General features: G+C 69.9%; 20 protein-coding genes. 10 read left to right on the top strand and 10 right to left on the bottom strand.

The window, feature by feature from the left end:
* Positions 1-2: 2 nt before the first annotated feature.
* Together B9G49_RS04590 and B9G49_RS04585 are read right to left on the bottom strand one after the other, a co-directional pair.
* Entirely contained in the window at positions 3-1,886 is a 1,884-nt protein-coding gene (locus B9G49_RS04590; protein WP_086215579.1) for a site-specific DNA-methyltransferase, read from the bottom strand.
* Between the two features lie 109 nt (positions 1,887-1,995).
* On the bottom strand, positions 1,996-4,695 hold the full coding sequence (locus B9G49_RS04585; RefSeq protein WP_086215578.1) for a DNA methyltransferase: 2,700 nt from the start codon (positions 4,693-4,695) through the stop codon (positions 1,996-1,998).
* Positions 4,696-4,796: 101 nt separating this feature from the next.
* On the opposite strand from B9G49_RS04585, the gene B9G49_RS04580 reads away from it, so the two are divergent.
* Positions 4,797-5,528 carry a hypothetical protein gene (locus B9G49_RS04580; protein WP_086215577.1) on the top strand — a complete coding sequence of 244 codons (732 nt, stop codon included), beginning with the start codon at positions 4,797-4,799 and terminating at the stop codon, positions 5,526-5,528.
* Positions 5,529-5,598: 70 nt separating this feature from the next.
* On the opposite strand, the gene B9G49_RS04575 is transcribed toward B9G49_RS04580, so the two are convergent.
* Positions 5,599-6,603, bottom strand: a complete 1,005-nt coding sequence (locus B9G49_RS04575) for a Gfo/Idh/MocA family protein (RefSeq protein ID WP_086215576.1) — start codon at positions 6,601-6,603, stop codon at positions 5,599-5,601.
* Between the two features lie 162 nt (positions 6,604-6,765).
* Between B9G49_RS04575 and B9G49_RS04570 the strand changes: the two genes are divergently transcribed.
* The 4 genes from B9G49_RS04570 to B9G49_RS04560 all read left to right on the top strand — a co-directional run bounded on the left by B9G49_RS04570 (position 6,766) and on the right by B9G49_RS04560 (position 8,820).
* Positions 6,766-7,377, top strand: a complete 612-nt coding sequence (locus tag B9G49_RS04570) for a peptide-methionine (S)-S-oxide reductase (protein WP_086215593.1) — start codon at positions 6,766-6,768, stop codon at positions 7,375-7,377.
* Positions 7,378-7,426: 49 nt separating this feature from the next.
* Positions 7,427-7,636, top strand: coding sequence for a hypothetical protein (locus tag B9G49_RS16955; RefSeq protein ID WP_233125160.1), 210 nt, complete (start codon positions 7,427-7,429; stop codon positions 7,634-7,636).
* Positions 7,637-7,657: 21 nt separating this feature from the next.
* Positions 7,658-8,104, top strand: a complete 447-nt coding sequence (locus B9G49_RS16950) for an MBL fold metallo-hydrolase (protein ID WP_255376743.1) — start codon at positions 7,658-7,660, stop codon at positions 8,102-8,104.
* Between the two features lie 119 nt (positions 8,105-8,223).
* Entirely contained in the window at positions 8,224-8,820 is a 597-nt protein-coding gene (locus tag B9G49_RS04560; RefSeq protein ID WP_086220053.1) for a GNAT family N-acetyltransferase, read from the top strand.
* A 55-nt stretch (positions 8,821-8,875) separates the two neighbouring features.
* Here the strand turns inward: B9G49_RS04560 and trpB are convergent, their stop codons facing one another.
* The gene (gene trpB / locus B9G49_RS04555; RefSeq protein WP_086215574.1) at positions 8,876-10,039 is read right to left on the bottom strand and encodes a tryptophan synthase subunit beta; all 1,164 of its coding nucleotides are present in this window, start codon (positions 10,037-10,039) and stop codon (positions 8,876-8,878) included.
* Positions 10,040-10,151: 112 nt separating this feature from the next.
* On the opposite strand from trpB, the gene B9G49_RS04550 reads away from it, so the two are divergent.
* On the top strand, positions 10,152-11,348 hold the full coding sequence (locus tag B9G49_RS04550; RefSeq protein ID WP_086215573.1) for a pyridoxal-phosphate dependent enzyme: 1,197 nt from the start codon (positions 10,152-10,154) through the stop codon (positions 11,346-11,348).
* 65 nt (positions 11,349-11,413) lie between these two features.
* On the opposite strand, the gene B9G49_RS04545 is transcribed toward B9G49_RS04550, so the two are convergent.
* Complete coding sequence (locus B9G49_RS04545; RefSeq protein WP_086215572.1) at positions 11,414-12,616, bottom strand: redox-regulated ATPase YchF; 1,203 nt, start codon at positions 12,614-12,616, stop codon at positions 11,414-11,416.
* Between the two features lie 107 nt (positions 12,617-12,723).
* Positions 12,724-12,981, bottom strand: coding sequence for a hypothetical protein (locus tag B9G49_RS04540; RefSeq protein WP_086215571.1), 258 nt, complete (start codon positions 12,979-12,981; stop codon positions 12,724-12,726).
* 118 nt (positions 12,982-13,099) lie between these two features.
* Between B9G49_RS04540 and B9G49_RS04535 the strand changes: the two genes are divergently transcribed.
* Positions 13,100-13,642, top strand: a complete 543-nt coding sequence (locus B9G49_RS04535) for a universal stress protein (protein ID WP_049929361.1) — start codon at positions 13,100-13,102, stop codon at positions 13,640-13,642.
* 44 nt (positions 13,643-13,686) lie between these two features.
* Here B9G49_RS04535 and B9G49_RS04530 read toward each other — a convergent pair whose 3' ends face one another.
* Positions 13,687-14,676 (bottom strand): biotin--[acetyl-CoA-carboxylase] ligase, encoded by a 990-nt coding sequence (locus B9G49_RS04530; protein ID WP_086215570.1) that lies wholly within the window; start codon positions 14,674-14,676, stop codon positions 13,687-13,689.
* Positions 14,677-14,753: 77 nt separating this feature from the next.
* Here B9G49_RS04530 and B9G49_RS04525 point away from each other — a divergent pair, with 77 nt between their 5' ends.
* Together B9G49_RS04525 and B9G49_RS04520 are read left to right on the top strand one after the other, a co-directional pair.
* Complete coding sequence (locus tag B9G49_RS04525) at positions 14,754-15,137, top strand: 2Fe-2S iron-sulfur cluster-binding protein (protein WP_086215569.1); 384 nt, start codon at positions 14,754-14,756, stop codon at positions 15,135-15,137.
* 138 nt (positions 15,138-15,275) lie between these two features.
* Positions 15,276-15,839 (top strand): hypothetical protein, encoded by a 564-nt coding sequence (locus B9G49_RS04520; RefSeq protein ID WP_086215568.1) that lies wholly within the window; start codon positions 15,276-15,278, stop codon positions 15,837-15,839.
* A gap of 60 nt (positions 15,840-15,899) precedes the next feature.
* Here B9G49_RS04520 and B9G49_RS04515 read toward each other — a convergent pair whose 3' ends face one another.
* Positions 15,900-16,835, bottom strand: coding sequence for a DMT family transporter (locus B9G49_RS04515; protein ID WP_086215567.1), 936 nt, complete (start codon positions 16,833-16,835; stop codon positions 15,900-15,902).
* Between the two features lie 183 nt (positions 16,836-17,018).
* Between B9G49_RS04515 and B9G49_RS04510 the strand changes: the two genes are divergently transcribed.
* Positions 17,019-17,501, top strand: a complete 483-nt coding sequence (locus tag B9G49_RS04510) for an Lrp/AsnC family transcriptional regulator (RefSeq protein ID WP_086215566.1) — start codon at positions 17,019-17,021, stop codon at positions 17,499-17,501.
* Between the two features lie 7 nt (positions 17,502-17,508).
* Here B9G49_RS04510 and B9G49_RS04505 read toward each other — a convergent pair whose 3' ends face one another.
* Both B9G49_RS04505 and gatE read right to left on the bottom strand, forming a co-directional pair.
* Complete coding sequence (locus tag B9G49_RS04505) at positions 17,509-18,033, bottom strand: phosphate-starvation-inducible PsiE family protein (protein WP_049929353.1); 525 nt, start codon at positions 18,031-18,033, stop codon at positions 17,509-17,511.
* Between the two features lie 78 nt (positions 18,034-18,111).
* Entirely contained in the window at positions 18,112-19,995 is a 1,884-nt protein-coding gene (gene gatE, locus B9G49_RS04500) for a Glu-tRNA(Gln) amidotransferase subunit GatE (RefSeq protein ID WP_086215565.1), read from the bottom strand.
* Positions 19,996-20,389 lie beyond the last annotated feature (394 nt).

The raw sequence follows: 20,389 nt of genomic DNA, 5'->3' as shown, positions 1-20,389 counted from the left end.
GGTCAGATCGTTCGGAGCGAGAGGTCGCGGTTGAGGCGTTCCTTGTCCGTATCGGAGAGGCTCCCGTCCAAGCAGACGTACTGCGTGTCCGCCGGGAGATCGAACTCGGTGAGCGTCTCGTACGTCACCGATTCCGCGAAGGTGACCAGCGCGTCGCGGTCGTCTTCGGACAGGTGATAGGTGTGGTCCGCGAGGGCCTCGCGGGCGGCGTCCAGCGAGAACCCGAGCAGGAGCTGTACCTCGACCAGCGCGGCGTCCGGATCGGTCAGATCGACGGCCGAGCCGGCGTCGGCCGCGTATCGTTCGAGCGCGGCGCGGGCTTCCGACTCCGTGTCGGGCCGTCCCCACCGCTCGAAGCGCGACTCCCCGAGCGTGTACTTGTCGAAGCCGAGCCCCGGAGCGGCGCCCGGCAGGTCGTGGTCGTCGGCGACCTGCTCGCTCGCCAGCCGCAGGCGCCGCTCGCAGACCTCCGCGTGGGTCGTCTCTTCCCCCCGCGGCTCGTCGAGTTCGTCGTCCAGTTGGACGAGCATGAACCGGACGGGGTCGTCGAACTCCTCGGTCGCGTTGAGCTGCATGACCGCGTGGCCCGTCGTCCCCGATCCCGCGAAGAAGTCCAAGACGATGTCGCCGCCGTCCACGCTGTGGCGGATCAGCTTCCGGATCAGGTCCGTCGACTTGGGGAAGTCGTACGCCTTGTAGCCGAACAGCGATTTCAGCTCGCGCGTCGCCGTGCCGGTCATCCCCGTCTGGAGGACGGTGCGGTCGAAGGCGTCCTCGAACAGCTCGATGTCCTCGTCGGTCGTCGTCGTTTCGATCCACGACGAGAGCGGCTTGTACCGGCTCTCGATCTCGTTTTGGAAGCGTTTGAACTTGGGCACGCCCTCGCCGTCGTCGGGGAAGAGGATCCGACCCTCCTCGATGTACTGCCGCATCGTCTCCTCGCCGAGGCGCCAGACGCTGTTCGGGTCCGGCTGATAGGTGTGGCCGGTCTCGGGGTCCGTGATCTCGTAGAACATCGTCGGCCGCTCGTCTTTCGTCCGCGAGTTCTTCAGATCGCCGGCGACCCACGGGCCGCGGGGATCGTCGTCCGGGTTCGTGTAGTTGTCGAACGACTTCTCGACGCCCCGCATCTCGAACGCGTCGGACCGCTGGTACACCACGACGTACTCGTGGTCGATGGACATCCCGCCCGAGTTCCGTGCGTCGGGGGTCCGGCGCTTCCAGACGAAGGTGCCGACGTAGTTGTCCTCGCCGTAGATCTCGTCCATGAGGTGGCGGAGGTTGTGGTGCTCGTTGTGATCGATGCTCACGAAGATTGCCCCGTCGTTCCGGAGGAGATTCCGCCCGAGGAACAGCCGGGGATACATCATCGACAGCCAGTCGCTGTGATACCGCCCGTTCGTCTCCGGGTTGCTCACCAGCTTGTCGCCGTCCGCCGTCCGCTGGCCGGTCTCTCGCTCGTAGTCGGCGGCCGCGGTCGAGTAGTCGTCCTTGTAGATGAAATCCGACCCGGTGTTGTACGGCGGGTCGAGGTAGATCATCTTTATTCGCTGCTGGTAGGACCGCTGGAGCGTCTTCAGGGTCGCGAGGTTCTCGCCCTCGATGAAGTGGTTGCCCGACTCCCCGTAGTCGACGCTCTCGTCGGGACGCGGGACCAGCGTCTGCTCCGTCGCCGCCTGGGCGCGTGCGGTGGCCTCGCCCTTTCCGGCCCACGAGAGCTCGTACCGCTCCGCCCCCGACGACTCACCGTCGGCGTCGAGCAGCGATTCGAGCTTCGCCGCGTCGAGCTCTCCCTCGGAGAACGCGCTCGGCACAATCTCACGGAGTTTCGCCCGTATGGCGGCCGCGTTGGACGGTTTCTCCAGTCGGTCACGCTCATCGCTCATATACACCCGGAGAGAACCGACACGGGGTTAAACCATCGTACTGGGGACCGAGCCTCGTTGAGAGCCCGGTCGACGACGCCGGTTCGCGTCGCGGGCGGGGCTCACCGAGTCAGGGCGGCGTCGTCGCGAGTTCGAACAGCCGTTTTTCGCCCCGCTCCGCGGGCGACCGGCGCCCGCCGAGGAGCTCGATCAGCTTCGAATACGTGAGACAGCGGAACGGGTTGTCGTCGGTCAACTCGTCGAGGGCGGGCTGCGTGACGGCCTTCTCCCATCGATCGTATCGGTTGTCGGGGACGACGGACACGGCCCGGGGCGTCGCGCCGGTTTCCGCGTACGCGTTCCCCATGCGAACGATTCCGTCCTGCGGGTCCGTCGAGTGCTCCACCTCGAACATCGCGACCGGCGTCTCGCCGTCGAACCAGATCAGGTCGACGTTCCTGAGCCGCTCGCGAACGGTGTCGGAGAAGTCGCCGGGTATCCGCAGCCGCGTCTGCGTATCGCGGAGGACCTCGCTGCGATCGGTCTCCGGGTCCCCGATCCACGCGTCGTAGCCGACGGATTTGCCGAACTCGGCGAGTCGGTTGATGATCCGGTCGTGGTCCAGTTCCAGCTGCTCGCGCTGCGTTTCCGTGTCGACCAGGCCTTCCTCCTCGGCCAAGGTGTTTCCGGCGAGCGTCTGCTGGTACGAGTCGCGTCGCCGCCAGTAGACGACGCCGTCTTTCTCGACCGGCTCAGCAGTCGACTGTAACACGTCCAATATCTCTTGGTTCTCCGGCGTCTGCGCGTCCTTGAGGCTCGTGAAGATCCGCGAAAGGATCTCGTCGAGCGTGGCGGCGGACCCCTCCTTCCCCGCGTAGACGGATTCGATCAGCCACCTGATGCGGCGCTGGAGCGGGATGTACTCGACCTCGTCGGTCGCCGCCCAGTCGGCGGTCGTCCACGCGTCGCCGTCGGCGGTGCGTTCGAGGTAATCGTCGAAGAGGCGGCGATAGTCGAAGTCGCGCACCTGTTCGGAGTGCATCCTGTTGTCCTCGATGAGCCGCAGCGTCACCCCGCGGACCAGCTGATCGTACGTCGCGCGGCCGTCGTGGAGCCGGATGACGCGCTTCGCCTCCTCCAAGATGGACTCCCGGACCGCCTGAATGTCACCGAAGTCCAGTTCGGGCTGTTCCCGGGTCTCCGGTCGCCGGAACGTGCTGTAGATGTCGCCGTTCATCGTCCCCGGCTTCCGGCGGTTGATCCAGTTCGTGTACTCCTGTGCGGGAACCTGATAGACCGCGTCGACGTAGTCGAACCCGGCCTGCTGGATCGCGTGCATCAGGGAGTTCCAGTATTTGAGTTCGCTGCTGTGGAACGTGACCGTCAGATGTCCGCCGCTCTCGAGCACCCGGAACACCTCCTCGAACGCCGCCGCGAGCATCTCCTCGTAGCGCTCCCGCGGCTTCTCTTGGCGCGGATTGACGACGATTTCGTCCTCCCAGTTGACGCTGCTGTCCAGCCAGCTGTTCGCCATGTAGCTGAGCTCGAAGTACTGGACGGCGTCGCCGTACTCAGGATCGGTGAACACGTACTGTACCGACTGGTCGTCGACCGGGGGGTCGCGCGCGTCTCCCTGGATGAACCTCCCTCGGTCTCCCACGGGGTCGCCCCCGTTCAGTTCGTCGTTCGCCTCGCGCATGCCGTCGAGCACGGTCGAGAACCGGTTCCGGAACGCGTGCGCGACGTTGAGTTCGAGGTTCTCCGGGTGGATGACGTAGTTCTTCGCCGCCCAGCCCTTCTTGTTCGGCCGCTGCATCCGGCTCACGTGTTCGAGAATGGCGACGAAAGTGAGCAGGAGGGCGTCGACGACGGTCCGGTCAAATCCCTGTGTTTCCAGCCGGTGTATCTCGTGCCGGAGGATAGACAGCGCGATCAGATTCCGGTCGGTGAACAGCTTGTCGACGCGCTCGGTCCCCGGACGACTCGTATAGAAGTCCTGTCCGTTGGGGTACACCAGCTCGTTGTCGGGGTAGTAATAGGGGGGCGAGAGCTCGCCGATCCGGTCGAGTTTGGCCTCGTCCGCCTCGTCCAGCGGGACCGTTTCACTCGCGTCGCACTCCGGACAGACGTACTTGTGCTCGTTCGGAACGTCCTCCTCGATCCGGATGTACCCGTTTTCGAACAGCCGCTGGTTGATCGCCCGCGTTATCTCCGACTTGCGCGCGTCGCCGAACTCGTCTAAGTCGATGCGCTCCACCAACGCGTCGTGCGAGAGGCGCTCGGCCTCGCTGAGCTGATCGTAGATTTCCGTCGCGAGGGCATCGAGCGTCCCGTCGCCGGATATCGGCTCGCTCGCTTGCCCCGGACTGGGTGAGTACACCCGAGTCGCGGTCGTTTCGAGCGTCCGCGCCCGTTCGTGGCCGCAGTTCCGGCACGTCGTCTCGTAGAGCCACCGGAATGACCGCTGCGCGTCGCCGTCGGCGCCGCCGACCTCGTGGCGCCGGTACCGGAGGTTCTCCATCACGGTGTCGAACCCGTCTTCGAGTTCGTCCAAGTCCACGTGAGCGGCGGTCGTGCGGGCGATGTGGCGGAACAGCGGGTTCAGGTCGTTGTAGATACCGCGACGGTCCGCCCGGAGCGCCTCCAAGGCGGTGACGCCGCTCCCGGAGAACGGGTCCAGCACCGTCTCCCCCTCGTCGGTGAACTGCTCGATGTAGCTCGTGACGAGGTTCTGTGGCTTCCGCCCCCAGAACCGAACCATGTTGTACATCGGTGTGTTCGGCGAGGAGACGGCGTGTTCGGGGGGCTCCGTGATATCGTCCGCAGGCATATCGATCGGTTACCGGGGGGAGGTAGCTGCCGGGGATAAGGGCACCGCCTCACGACCGGCGATATCTCTATAAGATAGCTGACTGTTTAGACGGAACGTCGATGGACATCACGACGGAAACGATAGACTGCGACGGGCATGGCGGCTTCGACTGCGTTCGGTATCGGTTCGACTACGGCGGCGAGGACCGCGCGCTGCTCGACGAGCTACGAGACGACGGGGAGCGTCTCGCTGAGGGCTCCGACGGACGGATGGCCCGGGACAGCTCCCGCGGCAGGTCAGCCGACACGCAGAGCGTCGACGGTATCTCGGGAGTGCTGGCGGAGTGGGTGTGGAAAGACTGGCTCACCCGAACGGCCGAGCGGCGCGACACGGGCGCGGACGTGTTCCAAGACGACGAGTGGGACACCCCACAGGAACAGGTCGACATCACCGTCGACCGCGGCCGCGGCGAGAGCGCCGCCGTGGAGGTCCGGTCGTCGTTCCCCTACACGGGCGCGGAGAAGGCGGTGTGTACCCACTTCGACGTGATTGGCTGGTACAACAACGAGGTGAAGAAACGCGAGATACGGAAGGACTACTACGTCCGCGTGTTGTTCCCGTTCCACAGGAGTAACTTCTGGACGGAGTTCGAGTCGAACTCCTTCGACGTCTACCTGGCCGGGGGTGCGCCCCGAGCGATGCTAGAAGACAGCCCGCACGCCGAAGACAAGCCGTTCACGCCTCACTGGGACGACTCCTCCGACGGTGGCCAACGGGGGACGTACCGGGTGATCAGCCCGATCGCGAACGCGATGGACACGCCGGCGATCACCGACGAGATCGTCGCGTAGGCGGGGCGAACGTCGAACCGAGCGCCACGGCCGCCGGAGCGACGGCGATCTGCACCCCAAGCGATCCGAGTCAGAGGTCGATCGGAGAACCGTTCGCGGCGCTCTCCGACAGCGCGTCGAGGATCCGCATGTTCGCAACGGCCGACGCGCCGTCGGTCACGGGGGTCGCGTCGCCGGCGACGCGGTCGGCGAAGTGCTCGACCTGAAGCCGGTACTGATCGACCGCCGGGAACGTCTCGACCCCGCGACGGCCGTCGATCTCGTACTCCAGTTCCAGCCGCTCGTCGGCCGGGGCGTCGAAGGCGTTCTCGACCGCGACCCACCCGTTCGTCGCGTCCACGCGGTACCGCTCGACGTGGCGGGTGTCGAACCCGGAGGCGACCCGGGCCGACCGGCCGTCGCCGTACGCAAGCACGCCCGCGAGTTCGGTGTCGACGCCCGCGTCGCGGGTGTCCCCCGTGTGGGCGTACGCCCGGTCGGGAGCGCCGAGGACGGTGTGAGCCAGCGAAACGGGGTAGCAGCCGACGTCCATCAGCGACCCGCCGGCGAGCTCCGGGTCGAGCCGAACGTCGTTCGGGCGGTCGGACAGCGGGAACCGGAACGTCGCGGTCACCGTGCGCACGTCGTCGAGTTCCGTCGCGGCGAGCTCGACGGCGCGCTCGGTCCGGGGGTGGTACCGGTACATGAACGCCTCCATCAGGGTGACGCCGCGGCGGTCGCAGTGGTCGGCGACCGCTCGCGCCTCGGCGGCGTCGGCGGCCAGCGGCTTCTCGCAGAGGACGGCGAGCCCGGCGTCCGCGGCGCGTTTCGTCCACTCACCGTGGAGCCCGTTGGGGAGCGGGACGTACACCGCGTCGATGGCGTCGTCGTCGAGCAGTGCCTCGTAGGTGCCGTAACTGCGGGGGATCGAGTGGCGGGCGGCGAACGACGCCGCGCGGTCGGCGTCCCGGGACGCGACCGCGCCGACGGCGTGGTCGCTCGCGGCGATCGCCGGGACGACAGCCTTGTCGGCGATTCCCGCGGTCCCGAGGACGCCGAATTCGAGGCGGGCCGGATCGGTCGAGTGAGCGCTCATGTCCGCCGCGACGCGGCCCCACCTCAAGTGGTTTGGGTCCCGGCCGAACGAGACGCTCGACGTGGGGCGGCGCGCAATGTATCCGTCTGCGAGCCCGAGACACGGGCGATGCGGTCCGACCCGCGAACCGCGCTCCGGCGGCTCTACAGACAGGTGGCACCCATGGAACTCACACGGACACAGGTACGCGAGTACGACCGCCGCGCGGCCGACGCCGGCGAGACCGAGACGGCGACGTTCGGCGTCGGCTGCTTCTGGGGCCCGGACGCGCAGTTCGGCGCGGTGGAGGGCGTCGTCCGCACCCGCGCGGGGTACGCGGGTGGGACCAAACGTGACCCGACGTACCACTCGCTGGGCGACCACACGGAGGTGGTTCAGGTCGATTTCGACCCCGAAACGATATCGTACCGGGATGTGCTGGAACGGGTGTTCGCGGCGCACGACCCGCGGCGGCAGTCCCGGAAGACGCAGTACCAGAACGTCGTCCTCGTCGAGCGCGCGGCCCAGCGGGAGGCCCTCGACGAGTTCCTCTCGGCGCGGGGACTCACCGCCGACGGGATCAACACGCGCGTCGAGCGGCTGTCGCGGTTCTCTCCCGCGGAGGACTACCACCAGAAGTACAGGCTCAGGTCCGCCTCGTCACTAATTGAGCCGTTCGACGCGGCCGGATACGACGGCGCCGAGCTGCGAGAGTCGCCGCTCGCCGCCAAGCTGAACGGGTACGTTGCCGGACACGACGTGAACGTCGCCGAGGAGCTCCCGGCGCCCGAGTGAGTCCGTCGAGGCTCGCCCGCTCGAACTCGATCGGCGACCAGCGTTCGCCATGGAACTCGCGCCGGGCGTACGCGCACTCCTGCTACACGTATCGCTAGACTGCCGGGAAGCGACACTCACTCCCACCGCGGTCGAGACCCCGCAGGGACTCCTCCTGATCGACGTGGGCCTGCCCGACGAGGTCGGCGTCCTCGGAGACGCGCTCGCGGACAAGGGGTTGTCCCTCGACGACGCGCGGGGCGTCCTCGTCACGCATTAGGAGCTCGACCTCGCCGCCTGTCTGGCGGCCGTGGTCGACCGGACCGGCGCCGCCGTGTTCGCCCACGAGGCAGAGGCCCCGTACCTGGAGGGCGACGAGGAGCTCGTCAAGTCGAGCGAGGAGCGGCCGACGGTGATCGAACCGGCGACCGTCGACGTCCGCCTGACCGGGGGCGAGACGTTCGCGACGGCGGCCGGTCCGACGGAGGTCGTCCCGCCCCCCGGCCACAGTCCGGGGCACGTGTCGGCGTACTTCCCCGACGCCGAGCTGCTCGTCAGCGCCGACGCGCTCACCGTCGCCGACGGCGAACTCGCCGGGCTCAGCCCGGAGATGACCCCGGACCTCGACACCGCGCTGGAGAGCGTCGCGGTCCTCGCCGACCGGGACGTGGCGGAGACGGTCTGCTTCCACGGGGGCCACGTCAAGGCCGGGACGGAGCGCCTCGAAGAGATCGCTGGCGGTGAGTAGGGTCGACGCGCTGAGCGCGGATGCGTCGAGCGCGGATGTGCGGTAACGTCGAAGCTCAGAGAGCGAGCGCGCCCCCCGCGATCCGTGTCTTCAAGCCGGACGCGCCGTCACGGTTCGTCGTGGACGCGAACGAACTCTCGCTCCGGTCGTACGACCCGCGGGACGACGCGGCCGTGTGGGCGCTTCACGAGTGGGCGATGCGGGAGACCGGGGTCGACCCGTCCGACATCCCCGGCACCGACGACCTGCGGTCCGTGGCGGCGTCGTACCTCGACGCGGGGGGCGCGTTCGTCGTCGGCGTCGTCGACGCCGTCGACGCCGACCAGTCGCCGGACGATCCGTCGCCGGAGCGGCAGTCGGTGGATTCGGCGGCGTCACGGGCCCCGGACCAACTGGCGACCCACGACGGGACGCTCGCCGCGATGGGCGGCTACGTGCCCAACGAGGCCGGGCACGGCGACGAGCGCGACCGCCCCGGCGCCGCGGAGCTCCACCGGATGCGCGTCGCGCCGCCGTATCAGCGGCGCGGCTACGGACGGGCGCTGCTCGACGAGCTGGAGCGGCGGGCGGCCTCCGGTGGGTTCGAGACGCTCCTCGCGACGACCTCGACGCGCCAGCCCGCGGCGCTCGACTTCTACGCGAGTCGGGGATACGAGCGGACGGACACCTCGACCGCCGGCGCGTACGAACTCGTCCACTTCGAGAAGGAGCTCTGAGCGCCGCGCCGGAAGGGGTCAATCGGGCGGGAGAGTCTCACCCGGAGAGGTGACCTCACCCGGAGAGATCGAAGTGCTCCGCCGCCGTCTGCATGTCCTTGTCGCCGCGCCCGCAGAGGTTGACCAACAGCGTGTCGTGTCGGTCCTCCTCGGCGAGCTTGGCGGTCAGCGCGAGGGCGTGGGCCGGCTCCAGCGCCGGGATGATCCCCTCGGCCTCGCTCAGTTCGCGGAACGCGGCCAGCGCCTCGTCGTCGGAGACCGCGTGGTACTCCGCGCGGCCCATCTCCTGGAGCGCGGCGTGCTCCGGCCCGATGGCGGGGTAGTCGAGCCCGGCGGAGACGGAGTGGTTCTCGGTGTCGTCGCCGATCGTCTTCGTCTTCATCCCCTGGAAGATCCGCGGCTCCTCCTGTTTCGTCTTCGAGAGCGGGGCCGAGTGGTTCGCGTCGTCGGTGCCGCCCGGCTCGGCGCCGTAGAACATCACGTCGTCATTCTTGAACGCGTGCCAGAGGCCGATCGAGTTCGACCCGCCGCCCACGCAGGCGACGCACGCGTCGGGGAGATCGCCGTGGCGCTCTTGGATCTGCTCGCGGGCCTCGGTCCCGATGACGGACTGGAACTCGCGGACCATCCGCGGAAACGGGTCGGGCCCCACGACGCTGCCGACGAGGTAGTGCGTCGAGTCGACGTTCTCGGCGAAGTCCTCTAACGCGGCGTCGACCGCCTCCGCGAGCCCCTCGTTTCCGCGGTCGACCGGCTCCACGTCCGCGCCCATGAGGCGCATCCGGAACACGTTCATCTCCTGTCGCTGCATGTCGTGCCGGCCCATGTACACGGTCGTGTCGAGGTCCAGCAGGGCGCCGACCATCGCCGTCGCGGTGCCGTGCTGCCCCGCCCCGGTCTCCGCGATCAGGCGGTCCTTCCCGGCCCGCTTGGCCAGCAGCGCCTGCCCGAGCGTGTTGTTGAGCTTGTGCGCCCCGCCGTGGAGGAGGTCCTCGTGTTTGAGGTAGATGTCCGCGCCGTACCGCTCGCTGAGCGTCTCCGCGTAGAAGACGGGCGTCGGCCGCCCCGCGAAGTGTTCGAGCAGGTCACGGAACTCCGCCATGAACTCGTCGTCGGCGACGGCCTCCTCGTAGGCCGCCGCCAGCTCCGCCAACGGTTCCTCCAGCGGTTCCGGGACGTGTCGGCCGCCGAACTCGCCGAACTCGCCTGGCGTACCCATGCGTGACTGGTGTGGCCGCGACTCAAAAAAGACGAGGGAACCCCCGGGCGCTGCCGCGGTCGCGGCGCCCGCCCGTGACCAACGATTTGTGTCGCGACCGAGACCGTGGCGTATGGAACGACTGGTCTGTTACGACTGCGGCGAGACGTACCCCGCCGGCGAGGCGGCCCGCTGCGCGTGCGGCGAGCCGCTCTGGTTCGACACGCACGGGACCGGGTTCTCGTGGCCCGAGGCGAGCGGCGGCGGTGGCGTGCGGCTCGGGCGAGACTCCCTCTGGCGGTACGAGCCCGTCCTACCCGCGGCGACCGTTCCGAGCGGCCTCGCCGCGGCCGCCGGGGGCACGCCGCTGTTCCGCGCGCCGTCGATCGAGCCGGCGGACGGGCCGCGGGTCCACCTCAAGGTCGAGGGGACCAACCCGACGGGGAGCTTCAAGGACCGGGGGACGGCCGTCGGGATGGCCCGCATCGACGGCCCGGTCGGGACGGTCTCGCACGGCAACATGGCACTGAGCGTCGCCGCGCACGCGGCGGCGCTGGACCGGGAGGCCGCGATCCTCGTCGCCGAGGACACGCCGGACTCGCGGCTCGCGATGATCGCCCAGCACGACCCGCACCTGTTCCGGGTCCGGGGGGAGTACGGGCGGCTCTACGAGGACACGCTCGACCGCGACCTCGGGGTCGCCTTCCTCAACTCCGACGCCCCCCTCCGGGTCGCCGGCCAGAAGACGGTGGCGTACGAGATCTGCGAGGCGTTCGCTCCCGACGCGCCCGACGCGATCGTCCTGCCGGTCAGCAGCGGCGGACAGGCGAGCGGCGTCTGGAAGGCGCTCCGAGAGCTGGACGCGGCGGGAGTGCTCCCGTCGATCCCGCGGATCTACCTCGCGCAGGCCGCCCGCTGTGACCCGATCGCGCGGGCGTTCCGGCGGGGAGACTCCCGCGTCGAACCCGTCGCGGGCGAGCCGACGGCGGCCGTCTCGATCAACAACGCCGACCCGCCGAGCGGGAACCGCGCGCTGGCCGCCGTCCGGGCGACAGACGGCGGCGTCGTCTCCGTCTCGGAGGAGTCGATGCTGGCCGAGACGGACCGGCTCGCGGCCGACGCCGGAGTCTCCGTCGAGCCGTCGTGCGCGGTGGCGACGGCCGCCGTGCGAGAGCTCGCCGCGGTGGGCGAGTTCGGCCCCGACGACGACGTGGCCGCGATCCTGACGGGGTCGGGGTACAAGTACGGAGCGACCGAGGTCGAGGGCTCGTCCGTTCGGGAGGTCGACCGGGCCGACGTTCCCGACGCGGTCCGCGATATCGTATCGTGACCGGCCGGACGCACAGAGGTCGTTCGGAAGAGCGGCCAGCGGGGTCGGCGGCCTCGTCGGAGCGGCTACGGCGCGGCCTGCTTCGTCGAGACCAGTTCGATCACGTCGCGGTGGGAGAGCTCGCGGTCGGTGCCCACCTGCCGGCCGCTCCGGCAGTCGGTGCCGTGGAGCAGCCCCTCGCCGATGTCCGAGTGGATGTGGTACGCGAAGTCCTCCGTCGTCGACCCCTCGGGGAGGATGAAGCAGTCGCGGAAGACTCCCTTCTCGTCTTTGCTCCCGTTCGCGGAGCCGGGGAAGACGGCGATACAGCCCAGCACGTCGAAGACGGCGGACTCGAGCGCGCCCTGGACGCCCGTGCCGTCGTACTCGTCGACGAACTCGGCGATCTGGTCGAGGCCGGCCTTCTGCTCCCCGGAGACGTCGCCGACGACCTCGAACGCGTCGTCGCCGGGCGTGTAGTCGACGACGCCGGCGTCGTCGGCGTTCTTCAGCGCCTTCTCCGCGTGAGCGCTCGCGGGGACGAACGAGAGGTGGTCGTAGTCGGGGTCGGTCGTTATCTCCGCCCAGTTGGCCTGCGCCTCGGGCGTGTCCATCTTGTTGGCGGCGATCACCATCGGCTTCGTGCGCTTGCGGATCTCGCGGGCCAGTTCGACTCTGTCCGTCTCGTCCCACGTCTCGGGGTCGAGTTCGAGCCCCTCGGCGAGGATGACGCGCTTCATCCGGTCCTTGTCGATGCCGAACGCGGACATCTGGTCGGCGAGCTCCGCCTCGATCGCCGCGTCCGCGCCGTGATACCGCGTCTCGAACTTCTCTAATCCCTTCTCCAACACGTCGAGGTACCACGCGTCGAGTTCCGCTTCGAGGAAGTCGATGTCCTCGCGAGGGTCGTGGCCCTCGGTCGCCTCGCCTTCGATGTCCGTTTTGCCCGAGAAGTCGACGACGTGGATCAGCACGTCGGTCTCGTTGAGGTCGGTGAGGAACTGGTTGCCGAGCCCGCGGCCCTCGTGGGCGCCCGGGACGAGCCCGGCCACGTCGACCAGCTTCACGGGGACGAACCGCGTCCCCTCGCGGCAGACGCCGACGCTCGGCGTACAGGTCTCGTCGAACTCGGGCGCGGCGCAGTCGACGCGGACGTACGCCTCGCCGACGGTCGGGTCGATGGTTGTGAACGGGTACGCCCCCTCCGGTACGTCGTTCATCGTCGCGGCGTTGAAGAACGTCGACTTGCCCACCGAGGGCTTGCCGACGAGACCGATCCGATAGCTCATTACCACCGCTGCGCGGCGCGGCGGCAAAAGCGATGCGAGACGCGCCGTGGCGTGGGGATCGGTGACGAGGGAGGGGCCCGGCCGCGAGCCGTCGCGGGAGGCCCGATCTACGCGTCGCCGTCGGACTGCCCGGGCTCCCCGAGCGCCTCGATCGGGAGGACGTTCTGGAGCGCGGCGTGCGCGTCGGCGGCGCCCTCGAACCTCGCCTGGTCGACCTCGGCCAGGAGGTCGCCGAGGTCGGCGTCGCCGTCGGCGAACAACACCGTCGTGCCTGCGAACGAGTCGGCGAGCGCTCCGCGGTCGGCGGGGTACGCGCGGTCGGCGAGCCTCGATTCGAGGCGGGAGCGGTTGATCTCGTCGGACATACCGACCCGTCGTGCGAGAGAGCATAAGCGCGCGCTCGGCCCGGACGCCACCGGACGGCGGCGAGAAACCGGCAAGAACAAAGGGTTATCCGTCCCGGCATTCATGCTACACGTGAACATGCCCCTATACGACCGGATTCTGGTCCCGACCGACGGCTCCTCGGAGGGGGAGTTAGCGGTGTGTCACGCGCTCGACCTCGCCGCGGTCCACGGGGCGTCGGTGCGCGCGATATACGTGGTCGACACCGCGCGGTACGCCGGGATGCCGATGGAGACGACGTGGGAGGGGGTGGGCGACCTGCTGTACGACGACGGCGAGGCGGCGCTCGAGACGGTGTGCGAACTCGCCGCCGACCGCGGCGTCGACGTCGAGACGTCCGTCGTCGACGGCTCGCCGAGCCGCGAGATCATCACCCACGCCGAACGGACGGGCTGCGACCTCGTCGTGATGGGGACCCACGGGCGCGGCGGGATCGACCGCCTCCTCCTCGGTAGCGTCGCCGAGAAGGTGGTCCGGGGGTCGTCGGTGCCGGTGTTGACCGTCCGGATCGGCGACGACGAGGACGCGGCGACCGCGGGCGAGACCGCGACCGCGGGCGAGACGGGCGCCGCCGGGGCCGACGCGGACGGGTCCGTCTCCGACGCGACGGAGACGGGGTAGCGAGCCGCGGCGTGTCGGCTGGGAGTCAGGCCGCGTCGCGGAGGTCAGGCCGCGTCGCGGAGGTGTTCACAGTCGCCCGCGTGGACGCGCCGCCGGCCCTCGTCGGTGTCGACCACGAGCGCACCCGGCTCCGTCACGTCGACCGCGGTTCCCTCCACGACCCCCTCGGCGGTGTCGACCCGGACGCGCCGCCCGAGCGTGCTCGCCCGCTCGCGCCACGCGGGGAGGACCTCGTCGAGCGCGCCGGGCGAGGCGGTCAGTTCCGCGTAACGTTCGAGCAACGTCGCGGCGAACCGCCGCCGGTCGATCGGGCCGCCGCGCTCCGCCGAAAGCGACGTCGCGCCGGCGGGCAGCGTCTCGGGGTCGAGGTTGGCGTTGACGCCGACGCCGACGACGAGCCAGCCGACCCGGTCGGCCTCCCCCTCCATCTCCGTCAAGATCCCCGCCAGCTTCGGGCCGCCGCGGCCGGGGGCGGCGGGATCTGGCACTTCGGAGCCGCTTCCGTCGCCCCCGACGAGCACGTCGTTCGGCCACTTGATCCGCGCGTCCACGCCGGCCTCGCGGGCGGCGTCGGTCGTCGCCACCGCGGCCGCGAGGGTGAAGAGCGGCGCCCGCGCGGTCGGCACGTCCGGCCGGGTGAGGACCGACAGCCAGACCCCGCCGCTCGGCGCGACCCACTCCCGGTCGAGGCGGCCGCGGCTCCCGGTCTGTTCGTCGGCGACTACGGCGACGTCGGTCTCCCCTTCCGCCGCGAGCTCCCGGGCCCGCTCGTTCGTCGACGCGATCCGGTCGTGATACTCCACGGAGTAGGGTGCGTCGAGGCCGAACGCGATCCCCGGTCCGGAGTACCCCGGCTCGTCGGGGGCGACGTACCCCGCCGCGGTCGACTTGACCGCGAACCCGTCCTCGCGGAGCCCCTCGACCGCCTTCCAGACGGCCGCCCGAGAGACGCCGAGCGACTCGGCGAGGGCGGGCCCGGAGACGGGGCCGTCGTCGGCAGCGAGGGCGTCGAGCAGCGCGCGCCGCGTGTCCATGTCGCCCGTTCCGACGCCCGGGCCGAAAGCCGTTCCGGGTCCGGGACGATTTGTGTGCGGCGCGCGAAGGGACGCCGATGACCGAGGACGAACCCGACGAGGACGCCGGCGGACGGTCAGGGGGCGGGTCCGAGACGGTCCCGCTCGTCGTCGTCGACGGCGACGACCGCGTCGAACTCGCCGTGGAGCGCGGTCGCAACCTCCGGCGGGTCATGCTCGACGCCGGCCTGTCGCCGTACGCGTCCGCGACGCGCCGGCTCAACTGCGGGGGGCGGGGGATCTGCGCCACCTGCGGCGTCCGCGTCCGAGAGGGGCCGCCGGCCGACCAGTGGCACGACCGCCTCGCCGACCGGTTCGGCTACCCGCGGCTCTCCTGTCAGATCGCGGTCGACCGCCCGATGACGGTCGCGCTCGTCGACAAGCGCGTGTGGGGCGGGCGGCGGTCGAGCGGCGACGGGTAGCGGCCGCGACCGCGCCGGGCCACACCGCGTTTCCGGTGAAACGGCGAACGGTAGCGCGTGGTACGCGACGGCGCGGGGAAAGCGTGACGACACCGCTCGCGGCACAAAAGCCAAGTCCGCGGGCCCGAACGGTCCGGTATGCAACCCTCCAAGGAGCGCGAGTCGTCCGACGACCCGATGGACGACCTCGACGACCTCCTCGACGACGACCTCGCGGGCGGTGAGGGAGAGTCAGAGGCCGACGCCGGCGGGGCCGCGAGCGCCGAGCCGACGGCGGGGAGCGAGGCCGGCTCCGGGGACGCCGGCCGGGTCGGCGTCTCGGGGCGGTGGTTCTCGGCGAAGGCGTTCGGTCTCGCGCTCGTCGCGGTCGCGGTCGGCGTGTTCGTCGGCGGCCTGATCCCGCTCATCGGCGGGACGATCGGGACCGCGGGCGGCGTGTTCGTCGCCGCGTTCCTGCTCGGCCTTGTGCTATCGGCGCGCCGCTACGTCGAGACCGGGACCGCCGGCGCCGCCGCGGGCGCGGCGAGCGCGGTGACGAGCGTCCTCGGCGTCGGCTTCCTCCCGATCGGGATCGACTACCTCTCGCAGTGGGGGCTCCCGCTCGTCGCGGTCGGCGGGGGCGTCGGGCTGGTGCTCGCGCTGCTCGGCCACTACTTCGGCCGCGACCTCCGCGCGGGGCTGAGCCGAGACGTGGAGGGGTGAGTCGCCGAAATCCGCGAGGGGTGAACGACCGGAACCCGCGAGAGGCGTCTCCGTGAGCCGCTACTCTCGCAACCGGTCGACGCCGACGTAGTCGGCGATCTCGCGGCGCTCTAAGACGAGGAAGCCGGCGAGGATCGCGACGAACCCGATCAGCGCCTCGGCGTCGACGAGGTGACCGAGCAGGGCCCAGCTACCGACCGCGGCGACGACGGGCTCGGCGTAGCCGACGAGGTGGAGCTGCGACGGGCCGACCGCGTCGAGCAGCGCGAAGTACAGGAGGAACGCGACCACGCCGGAGAGCAGCGTCAGATACGCGAGCGAGGCGATCGCCGTCTGGTTCCAGGCGATCGCGGCGGGCGACTCGCCGATCGCGGCGGCCGCGACGAGCAGCTGCCCGGCTCCGATCACCATCGCCCAGCCCTGAAGCGCGGCGATCGGGAGGTCAGTGCGGAGCGGGCGCAGCAGGACGGCGCCCAGAGAGAAGGCGGCCGCGCCGGCGAACGCGAGCGCGACGCCGACGACCGCCGCGCTGCCCAGCCCGGCCGCGGCCGGGTCGGCGATCACGGCCACGCCGATGACGCCGAGCGCGAACCCGCCGATTTCGACGGGGCCGAGGCGTTCGTTCGGGAGGAGCACGGCCGCGAAGACGGCAGTCAACACCGGCGAGAGGCTCACGACGACCGCGGCGACCGCGCCGGAGATCCGGATCTCGCCGAGGTAGAGGAACCCGTGATACGCCGCGATCACGAACGTGCCCGCGACGGCGACGCCGAGCCACTCGTCGCGGCCCCGCGGGATCCACCGGTCCGCGGCGACCGCGGCGTAGCCCAGCACGACCGCGCCGGCGACGACGTACCTGACGCCGGCGAACAACAGCGGCGGGAAGTAGTGGAGGCCGGCCTCGATCGCGACGAAGGACGTGCCCCAGAGCGTTGCGAGCAGCAGGAACGCGGCGACGACCGCTTCCGGAGTAGAGAGGAGGTTTCTGAGATTCACTGGTTATGAATTCGAAAGACGTAGACGTAGTTAAACTATTCTCTCGGATAGTGCGTTATTCGAAACGAAGAATCAGACATACGAATTAGATCCGATTCGAGCCCCGAACGGCGCCGACATCTTGGAGTATCCTCCAACCCTGTCGGTCGACATATACAACCGGTCGGGGGTCGATCCGGGGGTATGGACGAGCGCGACGTGCGGCTGTTGAAGGCGATATCCGATCTCGGTACCGGGAGCCCGGAGCGGCTCCACGAGGAGACCGGGATTCCGGTGTCGACGATCCACTACCGACTGAACAACCTCCGGGAGGACGGCGTCATCGAGAACGACCTGTACGACCTCGACCACGAGGCGCTCGGGCTCGGCGTCACCGTCATCGTCGAGGTGCTCGCGAGCTACGAGGGCCCGTACGAGGAGTTCGCGGAAGAGCTGCTGGCGGTGGAGGGCGTCACGGAGGCGTTCTTCACGATGGGCGAGACGGACTTCGTCGTCCTCGCGCGACTCTCCTCGTCGGACACCGTCGAGCGGCTCATCAGCGACTTCGAGGCGATCCCCGAGGTCGAGCGCACGAACTCGACGTTCACCATCGCGGCGCTGCGCGACGAGCCGCGCGCGCCGGCGACGTACGACCTCGACACGTTGATCGAGGAGCTGACCGAGTGACGGCGGCTCACTCGGGCGTCAGCGAGGCGCCGACAGAGCGCTCGACGTACAACAGCAGCACGAGCCCGAGCATTACGGTCCCGTAGGAGACGGCGGCGAACAGCGCGTCCTGCGTCGAGGGGTACTCGGTGGTGCGGAAGATGATCACCTTCCGGACCATCGCGATGACGCCGGTGTAGATCACCAGCCTGACGATCCGCCTGGTGTCGCTCTGTTCGATGTACGCGACGACCGTCTGGTACACCTCGACGATGATGAGCAGCAGGAGGCCCGTCTCGATGAAGCCGATGACCACTTCCGGGTTCGTGATCTCTCCCGTCGGGACGGACTCAACGATCTGGATCGCGAGGTCGACGACGCCGATACCGAACAGGAGCGCGAACAGCGCCGCGGCGGCGAGTTCGACGGCGTGAACGAAGCGGTTCGTCACCTCCGAGACGCGGCCGCTGACCGTCTGCGTCTCGGCCGGGTCGGGCGCGCGGTCCGACGCGGACGAATCGTCCGACTGGTCGACCACAGGCGAGTCTGCCATCAGATGACCCTCAATTCCGATAACGGACTCGCGCCACGTAAAGAGGGGGCCTAACCGGTGTGGGACGCGCGGAACGCGTTACGAGCGCTTGCCGATCTCCTCGCGAAGCACGTCGGAGACGACCTCCCCGTCGGCCTTCCCGCGGAGCGCGCCCATCGCCTCGCCCATCAGCCCGGAGAACGCCCCCATCCCCTCGGCCTCGATCTGGTCGGCATTGCGCTCGACGACCTCGACGACCGCCTCGCGAACCTCCGCCTCGCTCACGCCCGAGAGGCCCGCCGCCTCGACGGCCTCGCTCGCCGTCAGATCGGGGTCCTCGGCGAGCGTCGTCAGCACCTCGGGGACGCCCTCCTTCGCGAGGTCCCCCGACTCGACGAGGTCGAACAGCGCGAGGAAGTGGTCGTCGGTGAGGTGCTCGACGGGCGCGCCGTCGCGCCGGATCTCCGTCGTCGTCGACTCCAGCGTCGTCGCAGCGAAGGTGGGGCCGACGCCGCGGTCGACCGCCGCCTCGAACAGCGGGAACCGCTGGCCGAACGCGACCTGCTCGGCGAGCCCGGCGTCGAGGCCGAACTCGTCGGCGTACCGTTCGGCCTTCTCGTCGAGGAGTTCCGGCGTCTCCACGTCCGAGGGGTCCGGTTCCACCGGCGGCACGTCCGTCTCGGGGTACATCCGCGCGGCGCCCGGGAGCGGGCGGAGGTAGCGGGTCGTGCCGTCGTCGTTCGCGCCGCGGGTCTCCTCGGGGACGCCCTCCATCGCGGCCTCGGCGCGCTCCGCGGCCGCCTCGATCGCGAGGTCGGCGGTCTCCGGGTCGGCCGCGACGATGGCGACCGCGTCCGCCTCGCCCGCGCCGACCGCATCGCGTAGCGCGTCGACCTCCGCCTCGGTGACGCCGTACGCCGGCAGTTCGTCGGTGTGGAAGATGCCGCCCGCGCCGTGGCGCTTCGCGTGGTCCGACAGCTCCGTGCCGAGCCGGCGGTCGGGCTGGAGTTCGCGGCCAACGAGGCCGTCGAACCCGAACAGCGGGACCGCGGTGACCTTCCCGCCAGAGTCGAGCGCGCCGCGGATGACGCCCGACTCGGTGTCGGCGAAGACGTCGGTCGCGTCCGTCACGTCGCCGACGCTCGCGTCGCGTTCGCGGAGTTCGTCGCGGATTTCGAGCAGCTCCGCCTGTCGGCCCACCTCGCCGCGGACGATGTCCTCGATCCCCTGGAGGTCCTGAACGCCCTTCACCTCGACGCGCGCGCCGTCCGCGATGGAGACGTTCACGTCCTGCCGGATCGTGCCGAGCCCGCGCTTGACCGCGCCCGTCGAGCGCAGCAGCATCCCGATGCGCTCCGCGGCCTGCCGCGCGCCCTCCGGGCTGCGGATGTCCGGGCCCGTCCCGATCTCGACGAGGGGGACGCCGAGCCGGTCGAGCGAGTAGACGACGCCGTCGTCCGTCTCTTCGACGCGCTTCGCGGACTCCTCTTCGAGCATGAGGTCGACGACCGACACCGACCCGGACTCCGTCTCGATCTCGCCGTCCTGCCCGAGGAGGATCGAGCGCTGGAAGCCGGAGGTGTTCGAGCCGTCGATGACGAGCTTCCGCATGACGTGCGCCTGGTCGACGACCGAGAGGTCGAGCAGGTCGGCGATCTGGAGCGCCACGGAGAGCGCCTCGCCGTCGACGCGGCGGGGCGGCTCGTCGTCCTCCTCGACGAGGCAGGTCGTGTCGTACGCGAGATAGGTGAACTCGCGGTCGACGCGGCTCTCTTCCATCGCGGCGTCGTCCAGCTCGCCCAGTTCGCTCTTCGTCGGGTGGAGCTGTCGGGTGATCGACCGGTCGGACTCGTCGGGGTCGCGCTCGACGGTCGGGGAGTCGCAGAACAGCTTGGTCTCGGTGTCGAGCTGCTGGTGGATCTCCAGCCCGGCGACGAGCCCCAGTTCCTCGTAGTCGTACTCGGGGGTCGCGTCCGTACTCATTACGCCACACTCCGACGGCGCGCGACTAAAAGGGTGGCAGTTCGCGCGGGCGAGGCGACAATCAGCAACAAACAGCCGATGCGGTGGCGCATGCCTGCGATCGACCGCCCCCGGCGGCCGCGAAGCCAGCACGCGCGAGGGAGTCGGTGGTCCGGAGCGAAGCGGAGGACCACCGACAGGGCGAGAGCCCCGCTCTCGCTTGCAACCGGAGGTCGTCCGGTGACGAGGCTGGGGAGGCGTGAGGCGCGGTGCTGTGCTGGGCGGGACTCGAAGGGGCAGTCGCGAGGGCGGCGCAGGCGACGTAAGCACCGTAGTGAGTGAGCGAAGCGAACGAACGAGGAGCGCAGCGAGCGTGCGCCGCCCTCGCGACTGGGGCTTTGGAGGTGGTCGCCGC

Source organism: Halorubrum sp. SD683, from assembly GCF_002135045.1.
GTDB classification, from domain to species: domain Archaea; phylum Halobacteriota; class Halobacteria; order Halobacteriales; family Haloferacaceae; genus Halorubrum; species Halorubrum ezzemoulense.
The sequence above is the reverse complement of the archived record's forward strand: the minus strand, read 5'-3'. Positions and strand labels throughout refer to the sequence as shown.